18 protein-coding genes are annotated in these 18,170 nt (G+C 42.5%); 11 read left to right on the plus strand and 7 right to left on the minus strand.

What is annotated here, in order from left to right; translation table 11 throughout:
* Positions 1-438: 438 nt before the first annotated feature.
* The gene (locus tag CAL7507_RS10475; protein WP_015128443.1) at positions 439-1,254 is read right to left on the minus strand and encodes a hypothetical protein; all 816 of its coding nucleotides are present in this window, start codon (positions 1,252-1,254) and stop codon (positions 439-441) included.
* A gap of 145 nt (positions 1,255-1,399) precedes the next feature.
* Here CAL7507_RS10475 and CAL7507_RS10480 point away from each other — a divergent pair, with 145 nt between their 5' ends.
* From CAL7507_RS10480 to CAL7507_RS10505, 6 genes are all read left to right on the plus strand, one after another.
* On the plus strand, positions 1,400-1,717 hold the full coding sequence (locus CAL7507_RS10480) for a hypothetical protein (protein WP_015128444.1): 318 nt from the start codon (positions 1,400-1,402) through the stop codon (positions 1,715-1,717).
* Positions 1,714-2,076 (plus strand): hypothetical protein, encoded by a 363-nt coding sequence (locus CAL7507_RS10485; protein WP_015128445.1) that lies wholly within the window; start codon positions 1,714-1,716, stop codon positions 2,074-2,076. The genes CAL7507_RS10480 and CAL7507_RS10485 overlap by 4 nt, the downstream gene beginning before the upstream one ends.
* 112 nt (positions 2,077-2,188) lie before the next feature.
* The gene (locus CAL7507_RS10490) at positions 2,189-2,506 is read left to right on the plus strand and encodes a hypothetical protein (protein WP_015128446.1); all 318 of its coding nucleotides are present in this window, start codon (positions 2,189-2,191) and stop codon (positions 2,504-2,506) included.
* A complete protein-coding gene (locus tag CAL7507_RS10495; RefSeq protein ID WP_015128447.1) occupies positions 2,503-2,865 on the plus strand; it encodes a hypothetical protein in 363 nt (120 codons plus the stop codon). Before CAL7507_RS10490 ends, CAL7507_RS10495 begins: the two co-directional genes overlap by 4 nt.
* Before the next feature lie 112 nt (positions 2,866-2,977).
* Positions 2,978-3,295, plus strand: coding sequence for a hypothetical protein (locus CAL7507_RS10500; RefSeq protein ID WP_015128448.1), 318 nt, complete (start codon positions 2,978-2,980; stop codon positions 3,293-3,295).
* A 41-nt stretch (positions 3,296-3,336) separates the two neighbouring features.
* Positions 3,337-3,594: a type II toxin-antitoxin system ParD family antitoxin gene (locus CAL7507_RS10505; protein ID WP_042342044.1), complete on the plus strand. Its 258-nt coding sequence runs from the start codon at positions 3,337-3,339 to the stop codon at positions 3,592-3,594.
* Positions 3,595-3,609: 15 nt separating this feature from the next.
* Here the strand turns inward: CAL7507_RS10505 and CAL7507_RS10510 are convergent, their stop codons facing one another.
* From CAL7507_RS10510 to CAL7507_RS10520, 3 genes are all read right to left on the minus strand, one after another.
* Positions 3,610-5,013: a DUF1802 family protein gene (locus CAL7507_RS10510; protein WP_015128450.1), complete on the minus strand. Its 1,404-nt coding sequence runs from the start codon at positions 5,011-5,013 to the stop codon at positions 3,610-3,612.
* A gap of 79 nt (positions 5,014-5,092) precedes the next feature.
* Positions 5,093-7,003: a hypothetical protein gene (locus tag CAL7507_RS10515; RefSeq protein WP_015128451.1), complete on the minus strand. Its 1,911-nt coding sequence runs from the start codon at positions 7,001-7,003 to the stop codon at positions 5,093-5,095.
* Between the two features lie 38 nt (positions 7,004-7,041).
* Entirely contained in the window at positions 7,042-7,743 is a 702-nt protein-coding gene (locus CAL7507_RS10520) for a hypothetical protein (RefSeq protein WP_015128452.1), read from the minus strand.
* A 326-nt stretch (positions 7,744-8,069) separates the two neighbouring features.
* Between CAL7507_RS10520 and CAL7507_RS10525 the strand changes: the two genes are divergently transcribed.
* Both CAL7507_RS10525 and CAL7507_RS10530 read left to right on the plus strand, forming a co-directional pair.
* Positions 8,070-8,555, plus strand: coding sequence for a hypothetical protein (locus tag CAL7507_RS10525; protein WP_015128453.1), 486 nt, complete (start codon positions 8,070-8,072; stop codon positions 8,553-8,555).
* An 86-nt stretch (positions 8,556-8,641) separates the two neighbouring features.
* On the plus strand, positions 8,642-8,965 hold the full coding sequence (locus CAL7507_RS10530; protein ID WP_015128454.1) for a hypothetical protein: 324 nt from the start codon (positions 8,642-8,644) through the stop codon (positions 8,963-8,965).
* 693 nt (positions 8,966-9,658) lie between these two features.
* Here CAL7507_RS10530 and mdh read toward each other — a convergent pair.
* On the minus strand, positions 9,659-10,630 hold the full coding sequence (gene mdh / locus CAL7507_RS10535) for a malate dehydrogenase (protein ID WP_015128455.1): 972 nt from the start codon (positions 10,628-10,630) through the stop codon (positions 9,659-9,661).
* 427 nt (positions 10,631-11,057) lie between these two features.
* Here mdh and CAL7507_RS10540 point away from each other — a divergent pair, with 427 nt between their 5' ends.
* From CAL7507_RS10540 to CAL7507_RS10550, 3 genes are all read left to right on the plus strand, one after another.
* Positions 11,058-11,351 carry an HU family DNA-binding protein gene (locus CAL7507_RS10540; RefSeq protein WP_015128456.1) on the plus strand — a complete coding sequence of 98 codons (294 nt, stop codon included), beginning with the start codon at positions 11,058-11,060 and terminating at the stop codon, positions 11,349-11,351.
* Positions 11,352-11,377: 26 nt separating this feature from the next.
* Positions 11,378-12,463, plus strand: a complete 1,086-nt coding sequence (gene cobD, locus CAL7507_RS10545; RefSeq protein ID WP_015128457.1) for a threonine-phosphate decarboxylase CobD — start codon at positions 11,378-11,380, stop codon at positions 12,461-12,463.
* 128 nt (positions 12,464-12,591) lie between these two features.
* A complete protein-coding gene (locus CAL7507_RS10550; RefSeq protein ID WP_015128458.1) occupies positions 12,592-14,049 on the plus strand; it encodes an NAD(P)/FAD-dependent oxidoreductase in 1,458 nt (485 codons plus the stop codon).
* A 631-nt stretch (positions 14,050-14,680) separates the two neighbouring features.
* Here CAL7507_RS10550 and pruA read toward each other — a convergent pair.
* The gene (gene pruA / locus CAL7507_RS10555) at positions 14,681-17,665 is read right to left on the minus strand and encodes an L-glutamate gamma-semialdehyde dehydrogenase (RefSeq protein WP_015128459.1); all 2,985 of its coding nucleotides are present in this window, start codon (positions 17,663-17,665) and stop codon (positions 14,681-14,683) included.
* 270 nt (positions 17,666-17,935) lie between these two features.
* Entirely contained in the window at positions 17,936-18,106 is a 171-nt protein-coding gene (locus tag CAL7507_RS32325) for a hypothetical protein (protein WP_160166328.1), read from the minus strand.
* Between the last annotated feature and the right edge of the window lie 64 nt (positions 18,107-18,170).

Consider the following 18,170-nt stretch of genomic DNA (forward strand, 5'->3'; position numbering starts at 1 on the left):
TTCAGTTATCAGTTTTGGTAGGGTGCGTTACGCTTTCAGCTAACGCACGATGGTCTTAACTTCTAGCATTCGATGGTGATGGTGGGTTACGGCAAAGCCTAACCCACCCTACAAAAGAGCCAAAATCTTGATTTTCAAGCGCTTTAGCTTTAAGTTGACACCAATGGGCAATGCCATGTCCCTACGGGTGTACCTCACTAGTGGTTTGTCAATTTTGTTTTGAGGGGTTTTTGGTAGTGCGGGCATCTTGCCCGCGTGAGCGAGACGCTCACACTACAGTCCCTCATTTCAACCCTGACAGACTACTAGGTTAGAAAACGCTATAGCGGTTCCCATTCAGATGCGGTACAAAATTATATCGCAAGCTGTAAGGGCACGGCAGTGCCGTGCCCTTACGGGTGTACCTCACATAACCGAGAATTGCTATATAACTGTTTCCTAATTAATTAAACTATGAATTACTTGAGATAAAGGGTTGATAAATTCTTCGTCAGTCCAATATCCATCATGGCTTTGAGGATTCCATGATTGCCAGATATTTCCTGAATCAATCTCTATATCTTGCTCGACAACTAAGTCATAAGAAGGCGACAAAGGTTTCAATGGCCAACCTAAAACATCATCTTTGTCGTAGTAGTTCAGCCATTTAAAATCAGCGTTGGGCTTGGGAATTGCTTTAATGTCAGCAAATCCGGCTACAAATAGGGGAATATTGCAACCAGTAGTAAATAGATATTTTAAAGATTTTAATTTGAGAAAATCTTCTTGCTCTGATTTAAAATCAGGATAATCTAAGCTACCTGTCTGCCAAATACCTTTATTGTTTTGAGCATCCCAAAGATAATTTGAGATAACTTGACAACCTAATGAATGGGCTACAATAACAATAGGAATATTATTAGTTTCTAATTCTTTTCTGGCAACTTGCAGAGAATAAATAATAATTTTTTGAATTTTTTTATAAACACTACCATCATCTGTAGCTCGATGTTCTAAGGTAGATACATCACTAAAACCAAATAGCATAAATTTTCGCAAATCTTGCCAAGCTAGTGGGGTACTATGTCGCATATTTTCCCAAACACTATGTTGGTAATGCTGGAGAGCCGTTTGATAGTAAATTGGCTCAAAATGAACTTTACTCCAAATTTCTTCACCTAGCTGTTTTTCTAGCGCTTGTTTCAAACCTAGGTAATATTCTTTCTCTGTTTCCCCCATGCCGTGGATAGTTATAAATACTAGCTCTTTGGTCATAATAGGTACTGAGTGAGGTGAAAGTGGCTAGTGTATCAGCAGTATTGCAATTCGGGGGTGCGGGGTGATGGGGTGCCGGGGCGATCGCCTTTACATTACCGTAAAATGAAGTTAAGCCAATTGATCGCTAGATAGGGTGGAGATGATGACGCAATTAACACCAAAACAACCCCCACGCCGAGGACGAATCTTTCCCGAACGGACTTTATCGCCAGAGGAACTGGCTAGCCGCAAAGCCGAAGATGAAGCATTTTATCTGCGTTGTTGGGCAATTTTTGAGCGTGTACGTCCCGATTTGATTCAAGAACACTATGGCTGGTATGTTGGTGTGGAGCCGGATAGTGGTAATTACTTCATTGATGCAGATAAAATGCAAGCTCATAGAAAAGCCTTAGAAAAGTACCCAAATACTAGACATTGTGTATTTTGCCTAAATGAGACGGGAACAACTGGCAGAATATGATTAAGGGTATTTTTGGTGAAAAAGGGCAAATATTTTTTGAACTTGATTTTTTAACATCTGATGGATTAAATCTGCCTGTTGATGCGATGTTAGATACAGGCTTCACAGGTTTTATGGCAATTAATAAACAAGATTTAGATGGACTTGACTGGGTTTATATAGGAAATGAACCTCTGCGAACTGCACAGGGGGAAACTATGTTTGATAGCTATTTAGGTAAAGTACTTTTGGATGGACAGGAGTATGAAATTCCTATTTATGCAGGGGAAGAAATCACAGAAGTATTAATAGGTTCAGAATGGTTGAAAATTCTGCCTTTGGTGGTGAATTATCAGGACGGGATATTGAGGCTGGGATGAGTATACTATTTTTTTAACGAAGCGCGAAAAGGGGAAGAGGCTGTGAGGCGATCGCCTTTACATTACCGTAAAATTAGATCAAGCCAATCGATCGCTAGATAGGGTGGAGATGATGACGCAATTAACACCAAAACAACCCCCACGCCGAGGACGAATCTTTCCCGAACGGACTCTATCACCAGAGGAACTGGCTAGACGTAAAGCTGAAGATGAAGCATTTGATCAGCGTTGTTGGGCAATTTTTGAGCGTGTACGTCCCGAATTGATTCAAGAACACTATGGCTGGTATGTTGGCGTGGAGCCGGATAGTGGTGATTACTTCATTGATGCAGATAGAATGCAAGCTCACAAAAAAGTCCTTGAGAAATACCCTAATACAGACCATTTTGTATATTGCTTGAATGAGACGGGAACAACTGGCAGAATATGATTCAGGGAATTTTTGGTAGTGAGGGGCAGCTGTTTTTTGAACTTGATTTGATTACTAATGATGGGCTAAATCTGCCTGTGGATGCTATGTTAGATACTGGTTTTACAGGCTTTTTAGCTATTAATAAACAAGACTTAGATAGTCTTGATTGGATTTACATCGGTAAGGAACGTTTGCGAACTGCACAGGGAGAGACTAAATTTTCTACTTATTCAGGTAAGATACTTTTGGATGAACAGGAGTATCAAATTCCTGTTTATGCAGGAGACGAAATTACAGAAATATTGTTAGGTTCAAAGTGGCTGAAAATTTTGCCGTTAGTAGCTAATTATCAGGCTGGGTTATTGACGCTGGGATGAGTAGACTATTTTTTTAATGAAGTGCGAAAGGGTGGAGAGGCTGTAAAGCGATCGCCTTTACACTACCGTAAAATTGGATTAAGCCAATTGATCGCTAGTTGAGGTAGAGATGATGCCGCAATTAACACCAAAACAACCCCCACACCGAGGACGCATCTTTCCCGAACGGACTTTATCACCAGCAGAACTGGCTAGACGCAAAGCTGAACGAGAGCAATTTCATCGACGTTGTCGCGCAATTTTTGAGCGCTTGCGTCCCCAATATGTCGAGCAACACTACAGCTGGTATATTGCGGTAGAGCCGGAGAGCGGTGATTACTTTATTGATGAAAATATAGAAGTAGCTAGCCATAAAGCACGGGAGAAACACCCCAATGCAGTACATTGCATGTTTTGTTTAAATGAAACCGGGTCTACTGGTACGATATGATGCAGGTTTTTTTTGTAGTAGGGGAGAGCTTTTTTTTGAATATGAATATCCAAATTAAACCCGAATTAGAGCGAATTATCCAAGAACAAATTGCTACGGGTAGGTATGCGAATCCCGAAGAGGTTATTAGTAAAGCACTAAAACTGCTTTTAGAGTGGGAAAAAGGTTATCAGCAATGGGTAGAAGAAACACGGGAAAAAGTTGAGATTGCTATTGAGCAATTAGATAGAGGAGAAGGTATAGATGGGGAAATTGTAGTGGAACAATTGCGTGAAAAATTGCGGAGAGCGAGACTCTGAAAATTATCCCTTTGCTTATTTCGGGTTTATTACTAAATCACGTAAAAAGTAAAAGCGATCGCTCCTCCAATTATCCCCCTTTTCTCGCCCCAGATAGCCTGTTAAGGGTGATGATAGTTCTATCAGTAAATCTTGAACTATTTCGTCAGTTAGCCTTGATTTATTAGTAGCGTTGTAATGAACGCGAATTTCCGTAACTGTTAAACTCTGGTGTTTAGCCGCTGAATTTACGCTATCTTGTTCCGATAGTTCTTTGACTGCTTTAATAATCTGCGATCGCAAATTAATTTCTCTCTCAGCTTTATCAATATATTCATCAATCTTATAGTCAATTTGCCCAGGTTCTAAATATTTCTGTAATTCGACTAAATTAATAGCACCTGGATATTTAGCTTTGAGTTCAACTAGCTTTTGTAAAGTCATAGCATTAATAATACTTACTTTCCATTTTTGTGCGGCTTTTAGTATATCCGCAGATGGATTACCTGGCCCAATTACTAATTTTGCTGAATCAAGAAATTGATCAGCACCTAAATGCATTCCGCCTAGTTTAATCAATTCCTCAACTGTACCGCTAGGAATTAGCCTACCCGCTTTACACTCGCAAACAATAGGGTAAGGTTTTGAACAAAATAAATCTAAGCCTCCAGCACCACCTTTATAAGCATTCTCAACCTTGAATCCTAAAAATTCTAGGCTTTGACGTGCAATATTTTCAAAATCTGTACCTGCTTGATAGTTACTTTTTTTCTCTTCTAGTTCTATGCTGCGATCGCCCAATTTTGCAATATCATTTATCCAAGTTAAATCTGGATCAAGCGGTTTAATCGATTTGTCACTACTCCAACCTAAAAAGGCTTTGATATCGTCATCTAATTCTTTAGCGGCTGGGTTGGCGATGTTGAGGGAGACTAAAGCACTCTGCAATTCTTCCAATTCCGGATGCAGTGGCGGTTCTAGATTTTCTAACTGGCGTTTGCGTTGAGCGAAGATAGCATCTGTTAATATTGGCAATGATTCAGAAACATTCAAGGAATTAGGTAAACTAACAAATTTTCCTATTTTTTCTTGAATATTGGTATTGACTGAAACTGCTTGCATCTGAGGTAATTTATAAACGCGCAAGTAAGCCAGAAAAAGATGCTGCTGTTGTCGTATTATCTCTTTTAGCGATTGTGGTGTCCAGATTGTTAATTTAGACAGAATATCTAATCGCTTAGTCTCGTCTAAAATTTGGCAAAGTTCACATCTCGCCCAAGCTTTAATTGCAACTGGAGAGTCCGCAGAATAAAGTGCAAATCGCTGTCCAGGACGAATAAACATCTTGGGTAAAGCTGCAATTGTTCGCCCCTGTATTAAGGCTTCAATATCAGAGGTGGGTAGACACAGTGCTGTTGGAATTGAGAACAGCTGATTCATTTTTTGTTAGCTATAGGTTTAGTATTTGTAGGGTGGGCACTGCCCACCCTACGTGTATTTCAATATTCAAGTATAAATCCTATAAATTTAGTTCGATAAAATCTGCAGTAGCAACAGTTTGAGGAATACTAATAGGTAATCCATCATCTGTTAAATTAGTAGGCTCTTGACCAGAAGGATCGCTGAGAATTTCTCGAATTAAAGGATTGTTGATTGCCAGTTTTTTCTGCTCAATAAAATCAAATATCTGTTCTTCTGTCAGTTCGTAGCTTTCACAGTTATAGTAAACGAATAATATCGCTAACAGAGGCTTAATATCTTGGCTTTGTAAGCCTACCCATTCTCCACCCTTTTCTTTCAAGAGTATTCTTAAATATTCTCTAGCCGACTTTGCATTTGAACTAATTTGCTTTGAACGTACCAAGCAACCACGAGTTAATTTAAAAGTTTTATAATCAATTAGTCTCCTCAACGCAGCACCTATAACAGTGTAGTCTTGCTGAACTACATCTACGCCAATCCTCACTTTTTTCTTATTACCAATAATTTTGAAATCTATAAAACCACCATTTGCTGCACTAGGCTCTACTTCTTCAATTGATTCGATTGTTATTCCTTCTACAGTTTCACCTATTAGCCTATTGAAAGCCAGCACAAGAGCATCAGTAATTGTTGCTTCTTCTTCCATTAATGAATCAATAGAAGCCTCAACATTTGCTAGTTCATTCTCAAAGTATGGTTTAACTGGATGGATTGTTGCAGATGTATGTGCAGTTTTAGTACTTGTTTCTGTTTTTGGCAGATTATCAATATTATTCCCCTGAGTTACAAAATTCTCTGCACACCATTTTAAAACTGACCTAATAGTAGGTTTTTCTTTGCCAAGTTGCCTAAGCTGATTTTCTGGGAATGGATAAAGGAGATAAGGCGGAGTTTGTTGATTTTCTTGATAAAAGTTTTGTAGCCACCTTTGAACAAGAGTAACAACATCATCAGAATTTAGATAATTTAGATTAATTGGTTCCCTATCAGCTTTTTCACTGACTAATCTATCAATAGCTGCTTCAGCTTGTGGTAAAAATCTAATCTGATCATTCCAAGTCTCAGGATACATAGCCAGAAGGAAAACGCCTTTATTGAGATTGTTATATAAGTCCTTAACTAGACTGGCAATAACCTGTGCTGTTGTCAAACCATTGTCTGCCATGTCTGCATTATCTAATTCATCAAAGCAAACTACAGGGACTTTATAGTGGCTAATAATATCTATGATTTGGCGAACATTACGTAAGGATTCATTCTCTCTATCATCTTTTTTAATATTTGGTAGACCCATTACTTCAGCTTCTTGTGGTGTGATTTCTAAACCAGATAACCAACGATTTGCATAGTTGACATGAATGGGAGAAAGTGTCCACAAGATTGCTTGAATTATATAAGGTTCACTAATTTCAGGTTTTATTGTATGAACAAGTTTTGCTAGGAGTCCGACGAATTTAGTTGAGTGTTTGTTTAACCAACTTGGGTAGAGATTATTAATATACTGTTGTGGTGTATAATTCCATTGTTTCGTCTCGTTAATTAAAGCAGCAGCTATTTCTTGCCACTGCATCACTTTTTGACTACCAAATGCTCTAAGGCTGGAGGTAACACTTTGCAAAAATTCATACTTAATTTGATTTAAGTTGTCATATTTACTCATGTAGATAAATAAACTGTCATTTTCTGCCTGTAAGCGATGGCGAATACGACTAATAATATGGCTTTTACCTAGTCCTTTTTCGGCTGTAATAGTGATGCCTAGTGTTGTACGTTGCCCTTGACGAATTTTTTCAATGGCATCAAATACGGCATTAGAAGCATGAGCATTTATTGATGGTACATCAGGAAAACTTTTGCCCCATATTTGCTGTGGTTTAACAATAAGATGTCCCGCAAATGGGTTTTGTTGTTTAATAAGCTCATCAATGATAGATGTATTACTGGTCATAATCGTGTGAGGTTAATGATTAAAAAGGTGAACAAATTTTAAGCTTTCAGGCGCTTGGCATAACAACGTAATCCATTAAGTTGTGTAGTAATGGAATCTTCTATTTTGTCGCGTGCATTATCTTCTACAGTCCCGCCTTGTAGTTGCAGCGTGTCGTCGGCTTGTGTTTCCAATAACCAATCATTAAACTGTGTCCGACTCACACGATCGCCTATTGCTCTCCTAATCCGATAAATTGGTACTAAATTATTAAAGTTGTATTCATAGTTCAACTTGTCGTAGACTTCTAAAACTACTGATTTAAACTCGTCATAAAAAGCGATATTCGCGCCTTTAGCACTCTGATTGGCTTTCGTCTCTGGAGTAGCTTGAGGAATAGCTAGACTATCTATCTGACGAATCCATTTCACTAACGCATTAGCAACTCTGCTTCCAACCTGATGTCCATCAAACTCAAAATCATGGCTTTTCAATCCTTCATGGAGGATTTGCAATCCCTGATCAGTGAGGGAAATATTTGCTACCCTGTTTTTTGTTGCAACTGCGATCGCTCCAGTTTGTTGTAAGTCTTCAAAAATACTTTGATAATCCCCTACTTTCTCTTTAGTCCGTGTAACTCGCTTTGTGAGGTCACTTTTTTTAACTTCTGTTTTTGCGCCGCCTAAATCCCACAAAGCTAGCAGGATAAGAGTTTTGGCTTGAGATTCGCTACCTTGTAAACCAGTTTTTTTGGATGCCATACAACTAATTGTCTACATTCAGAACTAGTATAGTTTTCATAAATACTTATAAAGTTGCGTAAAATCACTGAAAGAATTTCCGGGAAATTGCCACTACATCCTCAACAGGAAAGAATAGCGATCGCACTCATACAACCTCATGCAAAACATATTTCTTAAGGATGAATGAGCTTTACCTCAAAGGCAGGATGGAATGCCTGAAAAATTGGCTCATGATAGCTAACAGTGAAACGCCGTTCTTGCTGTTGTAAATGAGCAGCAAAAGTTCTTTCTCAATATTTGCAGCAGCACGGCTTCTAGTAAACGCAGAGTGATAACGAAATACGATGAACACAACATACGGAGAGCGTAAAATTGTTTCGCGTTTATTGGCGGTGCTGCTTTCGGCATTGCTAATGGTGCCGTTGCTGTCTAGCTGCGGTGGTGGTTCCAAAAATGCTACGCAACCACCTGTTGACGATTCTATTGGTAGAACAGTAAGCGATCGCACAAATCAACCCCAAGCGAAGAAAGGATTAGGTACAGGACAAAAAGTGGCTATTTTGGCTGGTGCGGCGGCGCTTTATTATCTCTACAACCAGCATAAGAATGCTCCCAAAGAAGGAGCGCAGGGTAAGTATTACCTTTCTAAAAACGGGCGTGTATACTACCGTGATGCTGAAAATCGTGCCCATTGGGTAACTCCACCATCAGAAGGTATTCGAGTACCTGAATCTGAGGCGCAAAAGTATCGAGAATTCCAAGGCTATAACAGGCAAAACACGGGTCGGGATCTCACTGGCTTAACTTCCAGTCCAGCGCCAGCACTTTAGTTCAGCAAAGCGTGTGTAGATGCAAAGTTTCTGAAGGATAACGCTTACGAAGCACGTAATACACACAAAATTTAAGGGTAAAAATCATGGTAGATGACTTTTTGCGAAAGGCGAAAGACTTCTTCTTAGGGCAAAATAACGATCAAGTTGATCGAGATGCTGAATACCGCGATCGCAATGTCCGCCCAGCTAGTGAAGACCCCTACGGCGACCCTGCAGACCAGGGCTACGGCAATGTCCGCCCAGCTAGTGAAGACCCCTACGGCGACCCTGCAGACCAGGGCTACGGTAATGTCCGCCCAGCTAGTGAAGACCCTTATGGCGACCCCGCAGACCAGGGCTACGGCAATGTCCGCCCAGCTAGTGAAGACCCCTACGGCGACCCCGCAGACCAGGAGAACCGCCGTTAAACTAATCGGTGGTAGATAATTCGTAATCGAATGAGTTAGGGATTTAGACCCCAACTCATTTTATTTTTGTTGCTTCTAGTGTTCTGTCCCAAAAGTTTTGAGAGATTCGTGATGTTCAGATCCCTGACTTCTTGTATACACCCGTAGGGTAGAAGTCGGGGGTCTCGCATAACTGAGATTTTGCACTATTTTCAATAATCGTAGGATGGGCATCGCTAACCCTACGAAAACATAGTGTTTCAGGCGAAGGTGGGCACTGCCCACCCTACAAAAAATGCGTTCTTGCCACTGGTGCAAGATGTCAGATAAGAGCAAAATTACCGTTTTCTCGCTTATCCCTGATTTGCTAACAGCATTTTTTTATACTATTTTACCTTAGTAATGATACAGATGCGTTGGTAAGAGTACGGCATTGCCCATTCGTGTCAACTTAACATGAAATCCTTATCAGGAGGTGATTTTGAATTAAATTACCTACCATCAAGATCCGCGTCACCCCACCCCGGCTTTGCTGACGCAAAACCTCCCCTCCCCTTGGCAAGGGGAGGGGTTGGGGGTGGGGTAAAACGCTTGTGGGATAAGCATTTGAGCTTAAGCTGACACCAATGGTCATTGCCGTGCTACTACGAGAAATCTGTCTGTATCAGCGTTTTCGTGAATTGGTATTAGGTGTGGGATGAGCTTAACGATTTTTTATTTATCAGCCCCTAGAATTTCCTCTGCCCGGTCAATATTTTGACGTACAGATGCCGCTGAAATTCTTAGTGCTGCTGTTTCTTCATCGCTGAGATGCAATTCTAAGATACTCTCAATCCCACCGCATCCTAAACGACAGGGAACGCCAATGACCAGATCCGTTAAACCGTATTCGCCTTGAAGATAGGCGGCTACTGGTAACAACCGTGACTGATTTAGTAATATCGATTCCACCATCACGCTAGTCGCAGAGGCGGGAGCAAAAAAAGCACCACCAGTTTGCATCAATTCCACAATTTCTGCGCCACCGTTACGGGTTCTTTGTGCCAAGCGTTCAATTGTGGCTGCATCCAACAGTTCTGTAACAGGAACGCCGTTCACTGTGGCGCAACGGGGCAAGGGAACCATTAAATCGCCGTGGCTGCCCAAAACCATCGCTTTGACATCGGCGGGTAAAACTCCTAGTTCTAGGGCAATAAATGCTTCCAGGCGGGCGGAGTCTAACACGCCAGCCATACCCATAATGCGACTGCGTGGTAGTTCGGTTACTTGCCAAGCTAAATAAGTCATCACATCTAAGGGATTGGTGACGACAATGAAAATGGCATTGGGGGAGTGGGCGATCGCATTTTTGGCTGCCTCTACCACAATTTTGGCATTGGTTTTCAGCAAGTCATCCCGACTCATCCCTGGTCTGCGGGGAAGTCCGGCGGTAATCACGACAATTTGAGAACCAGATGTATCAGCATAGTTATTTGTGCCGATAATCTGGCGATTATGTAATTCGAGTCCTCTAGCCTCCATCAAATCCAGCGCTAATCCTTGAGGCATTCCGGCAATAATATCTAGCAACACCACATCTGCCAAGTTTTTCTCAGCAATGCGCTGGGCTAGGGTACTACCAACTCTACCCGCACCGATGATGGTGACACGGGGTAAATTACACAGAATTGGGGGAGAGATAGACATAAATATTTCGTGTGTAGAGTGCGATCGTTGTTTACAGCCATCATAGAAATTAGCGATCGCTCTGAACACCAAAAATTTTTATCCTATCTCTCTTTTTACGGCTGGGGGGATGGGCGAGGAGGTGGGCGGGGATACCCCGCCCCTACTAGGTATTTTTTCCTACTAAAAAGGGGGTTTTTAGTGCAACAACCACCCTAAAAACACAAAAAATCCTGAAATCTATATAAATTAATGGTTTCATCTATCCACTTCTGGCTTGAACACCTTAGAATGATTCTTTGAAAAGTCGAGCCGATGGGATTTGCAGCCGTTTCTAGTAGAAATGCTCCCAAAGGATGATTTTTGTAATCTACACAACAGAGATTTCAGTAAAGATGCATCAGGGTGCATCTGTAGAGAATCTCAAGTAAACCTCAAGGAGTTTGATATGAACAAAGGTGAATTGGTTGATGCTGTAGCTGAGAAAGCTAGTGTGACTAAAAAGCAAGCGGATGCTGTTTTAAGTGCCGCTTTGGAAACGATCATCGAGGCTGTGTCTTCTGGCGATAAAGTAACGCTGGTTGGATTTGGCTCCTTTGAATCACGGGAACGTAAAGCTCGTGAAGGTCGTAACCCCAAAACCAATGAAAAGATGGAAATTCCCGCCACCAAGGTGCCAGCATTCTCCGCTGGGAAGCTGTTTAGAGAACGGGTAGCACCCCCAAAAGGCGAGAAAGCCTAGGTTTTGATTTAGGGAACCTTTATTTGATGCGGCAACCTGCACACGGGGGAAATTTAGCTTGGGCAGCAGCACTAGCTGGCTGTCCCCCTGATGCTATTGTGGATTTTTCTGCCAGTATTAGCCCGTTGGGGCCACCAAATAGCGCGATCGCTGCTATTGTGTCCCAATTTGGTAATCTTAGGCACTATCCAGACCCAGAGTATAGCGAACTGAGACTTGCTCTGAGTCATTTCCATCAATTACCGCCTGAGTGGATTCTGCCGGGTAACGGCTCTGCAGAATTACTTACCTTAGCCGGTAGGGAGCTATCACAGTTAGCCGCAACAACGTTAATAACTCCAGCCTTTGGCGACTACTACCGAACCCTGATGGCGTACAAAGCTAAAGTACTGGAGTTTCCTGTTGATTTGACGGATCATAGTTATTTGTCATCAGTCATTAGTCATTTGTCACTTGTCCCTAACGAAGGACAAATGACGAAGGACAAAGGACTGTTACTCAATAATCCTCATAATCCAACAGGAAAGCTTTTTTCGCGGGAATCAATTCTGCCTTACCTAGAGCAGTTTGCTTTGGTGGTGGTGGATGAGGCGTTTATGGATTTTTTGCCTCCTGATGAGGAACAAAGTCTAATTTCGCTTGTACAGGAACATGCGAATTTAGTAGTGTTGCGATCGCTGACAAAATTTTACAGTCTGCCTGGGCTAAGACTGGGATATGCGATCGCTCACCCCGACCGTTTATCTCAATGGCAATTGTGGCGCGACCCCTGGCCGGTAAACACGCTGGCGGCTGCAGCTGCAATTGCGGCAATTGAGGATAGGGAGTTTCAACAGCAAACCTGGTTATGGCTACCACCTGCACGAAACCAACTCTTTCAGGGTTTAGCCACTATCCCAGGATTGCAACCAGCAACAAGCGCCGCTAACTTTTTACTGGTGAAGTCACAACATTCTCCAACACAGTTGCAGCAAAAATTGCTCAAACAGCACCAAATTTTAATCCGCGATTGCCTTAGCTTTAAAGAACTAGGCGATCGCTTTTTCCGGGTTGCTGTCAAGTCTGAGTCCGATAACCAACGCCTGCTCACAGCGCTAGCTTCAAGCGGGTGAGTAGGGGCAGGGGGCAGGGAGATAAGGAAGTAAAATTCCTCGTTTCCAATGCCCAATGCCCACTTGCCCTGAGCGAAGCCGAAGGGATGACAAATGACAAATGACAAATGACAAATGACAAATGACAAATGACAAATGACTACGATGTCGTGATTATTGGTGGTAGTTCTGTGGGACGCTATGCAGCCCTGACTGCTACCCAACTACTTGCGAAAGTTGCTTTAGTGGAACTCAACGTCAACTATGAGTTTCTTTATCATCATGTGATTAGCGATATTGGCAAACTCGCGCAACGGTTGGATGACTCTGTTGGGATTGGGATTCATTCTTCACAAGTTGATATCCCCAACAAATCGCCAATAGCCGTGGATTGGCAAGAGGTGATGCTATATGCTCAAGGAGTCGTCTCGAATCTCGAAGAACAGAATTCTGTCGCCATCCTCGCCGCCCAAGGCGTTGATGTCATTTTCGGGAATGGTGAATTTCAATCTTCTCCCCATTTAGCATTTGCAGTAAATGACCGCCTGCTACGCGCCCGGACTTATTTGCTAGCCAGTGGTTCACGTCCCGCGATTCCAGAGATTGATGGGTTGTCAGCCACTGGTTACTTGACTCTAGCTAATATTTGGCAGTCATTGGGTTCCCTGGTCCCAAAGATACCCCAAAATTGGGTAATTATCGGCGGTGTTCCCCAAAGCATTGAAGTAGCTCAAACTCTAGCGCGGTTGGGTTGCAATGTGACGCTAGTAGTTACACATCCATATATTTTGCCATTTGTTGATCCAGCGATCGCTCAACTCCTGCAAGCCCAATTAGAAGCTGATGGTGTACGTATCCTCACCCAAACACCAGTAACTCAGGTGATGCGAATCGATGATAAAAAGTGGATTCAAGCAGGAGATAAAGCAATTGAAACTGACGAAATTGTCGTAGCGACTGGACAGCAACCAAATATTGAATCCCTCAATTTGGCAGCCGTAGGTGTGAAATGGCATCACCATCGCCTAGTAGTTAATAATAAACTGCAAACAACTAACCAGCGTATCTATGCTTGTGGTGATGTCATTGGTGGCTATGACTTTGCTAATGTCGCCAATTACGAAGCCAGAATTGCCTTAAAAAATGCACTATTTTACCCCAGACTTACTGTTAATTATCAGTGTATTCCTTCAGCCATATTTACTCATCCAACTTTAGCGCGAGTAGGCTTAACAGAAGCACAAGCAAAACGCCGATTTCAAAATGAAGTTTTAGTTTTACAGCATTATTTTAAGACAGTTACAGCATCCCAAATTCAAGGACAAACTACAGGTATCTGTAAATTCATTACCCTCCGGAATGGGGAAATTTTAGGTGCTGAGATATTGGGTGCCCAAGCCGGAGAACTAATTAATTTAATTGCTTTGGCAATGTCTCAAAAGATAAAAATTAAGCATTTAGCCAATTTATCTCCTGTATATCCCGCTTTTGCAGAAATTATAGAAAAAGTTGCCAAAGAATGGAGCCAGCAAAAATTAAATAACAATGTTGCTTGGCAAGAATTTATCGAAGGCTTTTTCCATTTCCGCCGTGATTGGAATTTTTAGTTTGTCATTTATTATTTGTTATTTGTCATTGGTCATTTATCATTATGTCATTCTTCTTGTCCCAATCCCTAATCCCCAATCCCCATTGCCCCTTATCCCCAGCTACGGTGTGTTGATTTTTTTCTCATGCAGAGGCGCGGAGGAGGAGGGGAGTTTGGGTTTTGTTTGCACGTTTATACCGATCGCTTTGGCGTTTGTTACTTCTGTCTTCACGTTTGTTGCTTCTGTGAACCCATTCATAAGTTCTGTTTAAGCGTTTGTCGCTAATGCATAAACGGATGTTGAAAACGTGTACCCATTCATAAGTTCCGTTTAAGCGTTCGTTGCAAATGTATAAACGGATGTTGAAAAAGTGAAGGCGTTTGTTAGTTTTGTTTTCCCGTTTGTTGCAAACGTGTTCGCGTTTATGAGAAATGCGTAGACATTCAGGGGAAATGTGGAAGGCGATATCTATGACGGGCGTAGCTACAGCACTTTTGAGCAAAGATTAATTAGGGTGATCGCACAGAGTACCTGTCTTCCCTAAGGGTAGGGCGATCGCACTTTGAATATACAAGGGTGCGTTGTCGCCAAGCAACGCACCTTGAATTGTTGACGGTGCGTTAAGCTTCGTGATAACGCACCCTACGGGTTAATCTACTCCTTCGATTGGCGCGAAACCTTGGCGCTGGATGTTTTCTGTGACTGTGCGGGGTTCGAGGAATTGCAAGAGGTAATCAGGGCCTCCGGCTTTGGAACCTACACCAGAAAGATTGAAGCCACCAAAGGGTTGTCTTCCGACGATCGCTCCGGTAATATTGCGGTTAATGTATAGATTGCCGACTGCAAAATCTGTCTGCGCCTGTTGAATGTGGGAAGGTGTACGAGAATAAAGTCCCCCGGTTAAAGCGTAGTTCGTACCGTTGGCGACTTCTAAGGCTTCTTGGAAGTTCTTGACTCGAATGACTGCTAAGACAGGGCCAAAAATCTCTTGTTGGGCAATTATCCCATTGGGTGGCACTTCACTAAAGATGACTGGCCCAACAAAATAACCTTGTGGTGGTGCTGGTAACTCTAGCGCTAGTTGTGATTCTGCCTTGCCTTTCTCAATATACTCAAGAATGCGCGAGCGTGCATTAGCATCAATCACCGGGCCGACTTGAGTACTGGGTAACTCTGTCTCGCCAATATTCAGCGATTTTGTTGCTTCCACCAATCGCTTGACAAAGGTGTCATAAATTGGTTCCAGGACAATTACTCTGGAACAAGCTGAACATTTTTGTCCGCTATAACCAAAAGCCGATTGCACCACCCCAATCACGGCTTGATCTAAATCAGCACTTTCATCAACAATAATCCCATTCTTGCCGCCCATTTCCGCAATCACCCGTTTCAGATGCCTTTGGTTGGGTTTCAGCGTTGCTGCTTCGGCGTAAATTCGACATCCTACTTCCTGAGAACCAGTAAAAGCAATCACATGGGTGTCAGGATGACTTACCAAGTAAGCACCGACTTGGGAACCCTTACCAGGGACGTATTGAAATACACCTTTAGGGATACCAGCTTCGATCAAGATTTCTGTGAGTTTGGCAGTAATTACAGAAGATGTTTCCGCAGGTTTAAGCAAAGTACAATTTCCTGCAACCAAAGCTGCAACAGTCATACCACAGGCGATCGCCAGCGGGAAATTCCAAGGAGAAATCACCACAGCAATTCCTCGCGGCTGGTAAATATAACGATTCGTTTCCCCCGAAACGTCATAAATTACACCTTTATCCAACCGTTCCATTTCCGCAGCGTAGTAGAGACAAAAATCGATCGCCTCAGAAACCTCCCCATCCGCTTCCTTAACAGGCTTCCCCACCTCCAAAACAATCCAAGCCGAAAGTTCAGCGCGGCGTTGTTCCATCAAATCAGCCGCCTTCCTGAGAATATCAGCGCGTTGTTTAGCTGGAGTCTTCCGCCAACCAGGAAACGCCGCCTTAGCAGCAACCATCGCCTGTTCAGCCTGTTCCACGCTAATCAACCCCACCTTCCCAATCACCTCACTAAAATTCGAGGGATTGAGAGAATCAATTACCTCAGAAGTATTAACATACTCCCCATTAATTAACGGTAGATATGTCTTACCCAACTCCCGACGGACTTTTTGAAAAGCCTGCGCCGCCTTTTGTCTTGCCTCCTCCTCAGCATAATCAGTATCTGCCACACCCGCAAAACCTGCACCCTCTTCTTTGCGCCTCTGCGTCTCTGCGTGAGACTCTTGGATAATCGGCGCCGCCAAAAGTTCCTCAACCGGCCGATTCTCCAAATTTTGCCGCAAGAAAGAACTATTAGCCGTATTTTCCAACAACCGCCGAATTAGATAAGCCATCCCCGGCAACAATTCACCATAAGGACAATACACCCTTACCCGATAACCCTGATCAACCAAAGCCTTAGCCAGCTTATCACCCATGCCATATAACACCTGCATTTCAAAACGGCGGCGGGGGACATTCAAGCTTTCAGCGATCGCTATAGCCCGTGATTGCGATCGCACGTTATGACTACCAATAGCAGCATACACATATTGGTGATTTTCTAACAACAATTGAGTAATCGTTTCAAAGTTGGCATCACTGGCAACCTTATCGTTATAAACTGGTTGTGGCCAATGCTTCTGCGCTGCTTTGATAGTTTCTTGATCCCAATATGCGCCTTTCACCAACCGGATGGTTAAAGGATAACCGCGCTGTTTCAGCCAAGTAATCAAGTCTTTAGCATCTTGTTCGCTATCACGCAGATATGCCTGGATGGTAACACCAATATCTGTCCGTTGCCTAAACTCTTCTTCCAGTAACAGCTTTTTGAGGATGCTGAAAGTGATATCTTTGTAAGCGTACTGTTCCATATCAAAATGGACAGCCGCGCCTAACTCTTGGGCACGTCTTAAAAGAGTGCGAATGCGATCGCTCACTTTCTCCTCACTACCCTGAGCATCTAACGGGTCAAATTGCGAATAAAACGCCGTTAACTTCACAGAAACCTGGACTTTTGGTAGCTGTTCGCCATCTGCGACATCAATAGCCGGAATTGTTGTCCAATTTTTTGACGCTTCCACCAATTGTTGCATCAATTCCAGGTAGCGTTCCAAATAAGACTGCGCTTCTGCTTCTGTAATTACCGCTTCACCTAGTAAGTCGATGGTGAAAGCCATTTTGTCTTTACGCAGTCGTTCGACGGTTTTGATGACTTGTTTAATATTTTCCCCAGAAATATACTTATAAGCCAGAGTTTCAACGGCTGTATTTACAGTTGTCGCCGCAACTTGTCCTGGCACAGAATCGGGGTTAGCAAAATTCAGCATCCCCTTGAGGGCTGCGGGTAACTCTACAGATTCATCTCCTAAATATTCTTGCAAATGTGCAGCAATTTCTGATTTACTACGTAAAGCAGGCAAAGTGTCGATAAAACGAAATAATTGCACCCGCAATCCAGGATTGCTCATTGCCCAGGCAAGTAATTTATCATCCCAGCGCATTTGATCGCGCAGGGAAGCCAAAAACGAGCGATTCTCCTGAGTTGCTGAGAGAATTTTTCTAGCAATTTCTTGAGTTTTAGCTTCGTATGTGCTGCTTTGTACTTGTAAAACCACTGATAATAAACTCCTTAATTTTAGGACATGGGGCATGGGGCATGGGGCATAGTCCTCAATTTTCCTAGCCCTGTATCCTCATAGCCAATACCCAGTTTCTCGAAAGTATGTGTCTTCTATTGTGACGCTTACATTTTGCTGTCACCACATCCCAGCAACTCAAAGTTGAAAATAGCGACACATAACAATGCTTGGTGAATATCGTCTAGCAACACCTTTGCAAGAGTGATTTTCACTGCGGCGAATGGAACTTTATTAAAATGATAATCATTATTGCAAGGTGGCTGTTAAGTAGCGATCGCCAAAACAATATCTTGTAATAGTGATGTGAGTCACAATTTCTGGTTGACGTTGCAAAACTTTACAATTAGGATGGTAGACGGCAGAACTTAGTAAGTATTTATTCTCATGAATACTCAAAATTTCAGATTTAGGAGGCAAAGAAAGTTTACAAAAGTAAGAATTCCTTAATATAATGTAATTAAAAGCGAAACCAAAAATCTAT

The sequence above is a fragment of the Calothrix sp. PCC 7507 genome (assembly GCF_000316575.1).
Lineage (GTDB): Bacteria > Cyanobacteriota > Cyanobacteriia > Cyanobacteriales > Nostocaceae > Fortiea.

Excerpts from the sequence above, each read along its gene's own strand:
- CAL7507_RS10525 (WP_015128453.1), top strand. The coding sequence starts at position 8,070 with ATGAACACAACATACGGAGAGCGTAAAATTGTTTCGCGTTTATTGGCG.
- CAL7507_RS10510 (WP_015128450.1), bottom strand. The coding sequence starts at position 5,013 with ATGAATCAGCTGTTCTCAATTCCAACAGCACTGTGTCTACCCACCTCT.
- CAL7507_RS10520 (WP_015128452.1), bottom strand. The coding sequence starts at position 7,743 with ATGGCATCCAAAAAAACTGGTTTACAAGGTAGCGAATCTCAAGCCAAA.
- CAL7507_RS10515 (WP_015128451.1), bottom strand. The coding sequence starts at position 7,003 with ATGACCAGTAATACATCTATCATTGATGAGCTTATTAAACAACAAAAC.
- cobD (WP_015128457.1), top strand. The coding sequence starts at position 11,378 with ATGCGGCAACCTGCACACGGGGGAAATTTAGCTTGGGCAGCAGCACTA.
- CAL7507_RS10530 (WP_015128454.1), top strand. The coding sequence starts at position 8,642 with ATGGTAGATGACTTTTTGCGAAAGGCGAAAGACTTCTTCTTAGGGCAA.
- CAL7507_RS10540 (WP_015128456.1), top strand. The coding sequence starts at position 11,058 with ATGAACAAAGGTGAATTGGTTGATGCTGTAGCTGAGAAAGCTAGTGTG.
- mdh (WP_015128455.1), bottom strand. The coding sequence starts at position 10,630 with ATGTCTATCTCTCCCCCAATTCTGTGTAATTTACCCCGTGTCACCATC.
- CAL7507_RS10495 (WP_015128447.1), top strand. The coding sequence starts at position 2,503 with ATGATTCAGGGAATTTTTGGTAGTGAGGGGCAGCTGTTTTTTGAACTT.
- CAL7507_RS10505 (WP_042342044.1), top strand. The coding sequence starts at position 3,337 with ATGAATATCCAAATTAAACCCGAATTAGAGCGAATTATCCAAGAACAA.
- CAL7507_RS10485 (WP_015128445.1), top strand. The coding sequence starts at position 1,714 with ATGATTAAGGGTATTTTTGGTGAAAAAGGGCAAATATTTTTTGAACTT.
- CAL7507_RS10480 (WP_015128444.1), top strand. The coding sequence starts at position 1,400 with ATGACGCAATTAACACCAAAACAACCCCCACGCCGAGGACGAATCTTT.
- CAL7507_RS10475 (WP_015128443.1), bottom strand. The coding sequence starts at position 1,254 with ATGACCAAAGAGCTAGTATTTATAACTATCCACGGCATGGGGGAAACA.
- CAL7507_RS10490 (WP_015128446.1), top strand. The coding sequence starts at position 2,189 with ATGACGCAATTAACACCAAAACAACCCCCACGCCGAGGACGAATCTTT.
- CAL7507_RS10550 (WP_015128458.1), top strand. The coding sequence starts at position 12,592 with ATGACAAATGACTACGATGTCGTGATTATTGGTGGTAGTTCTGTGGGA.
- CAL7507_RS10500 (WP_015128448.1), top strand. The coding sequence starts at position 2,978 with ATGCCGCAATTAACACCAAAACAACCCCCACACCGAGGACGCATCTTT.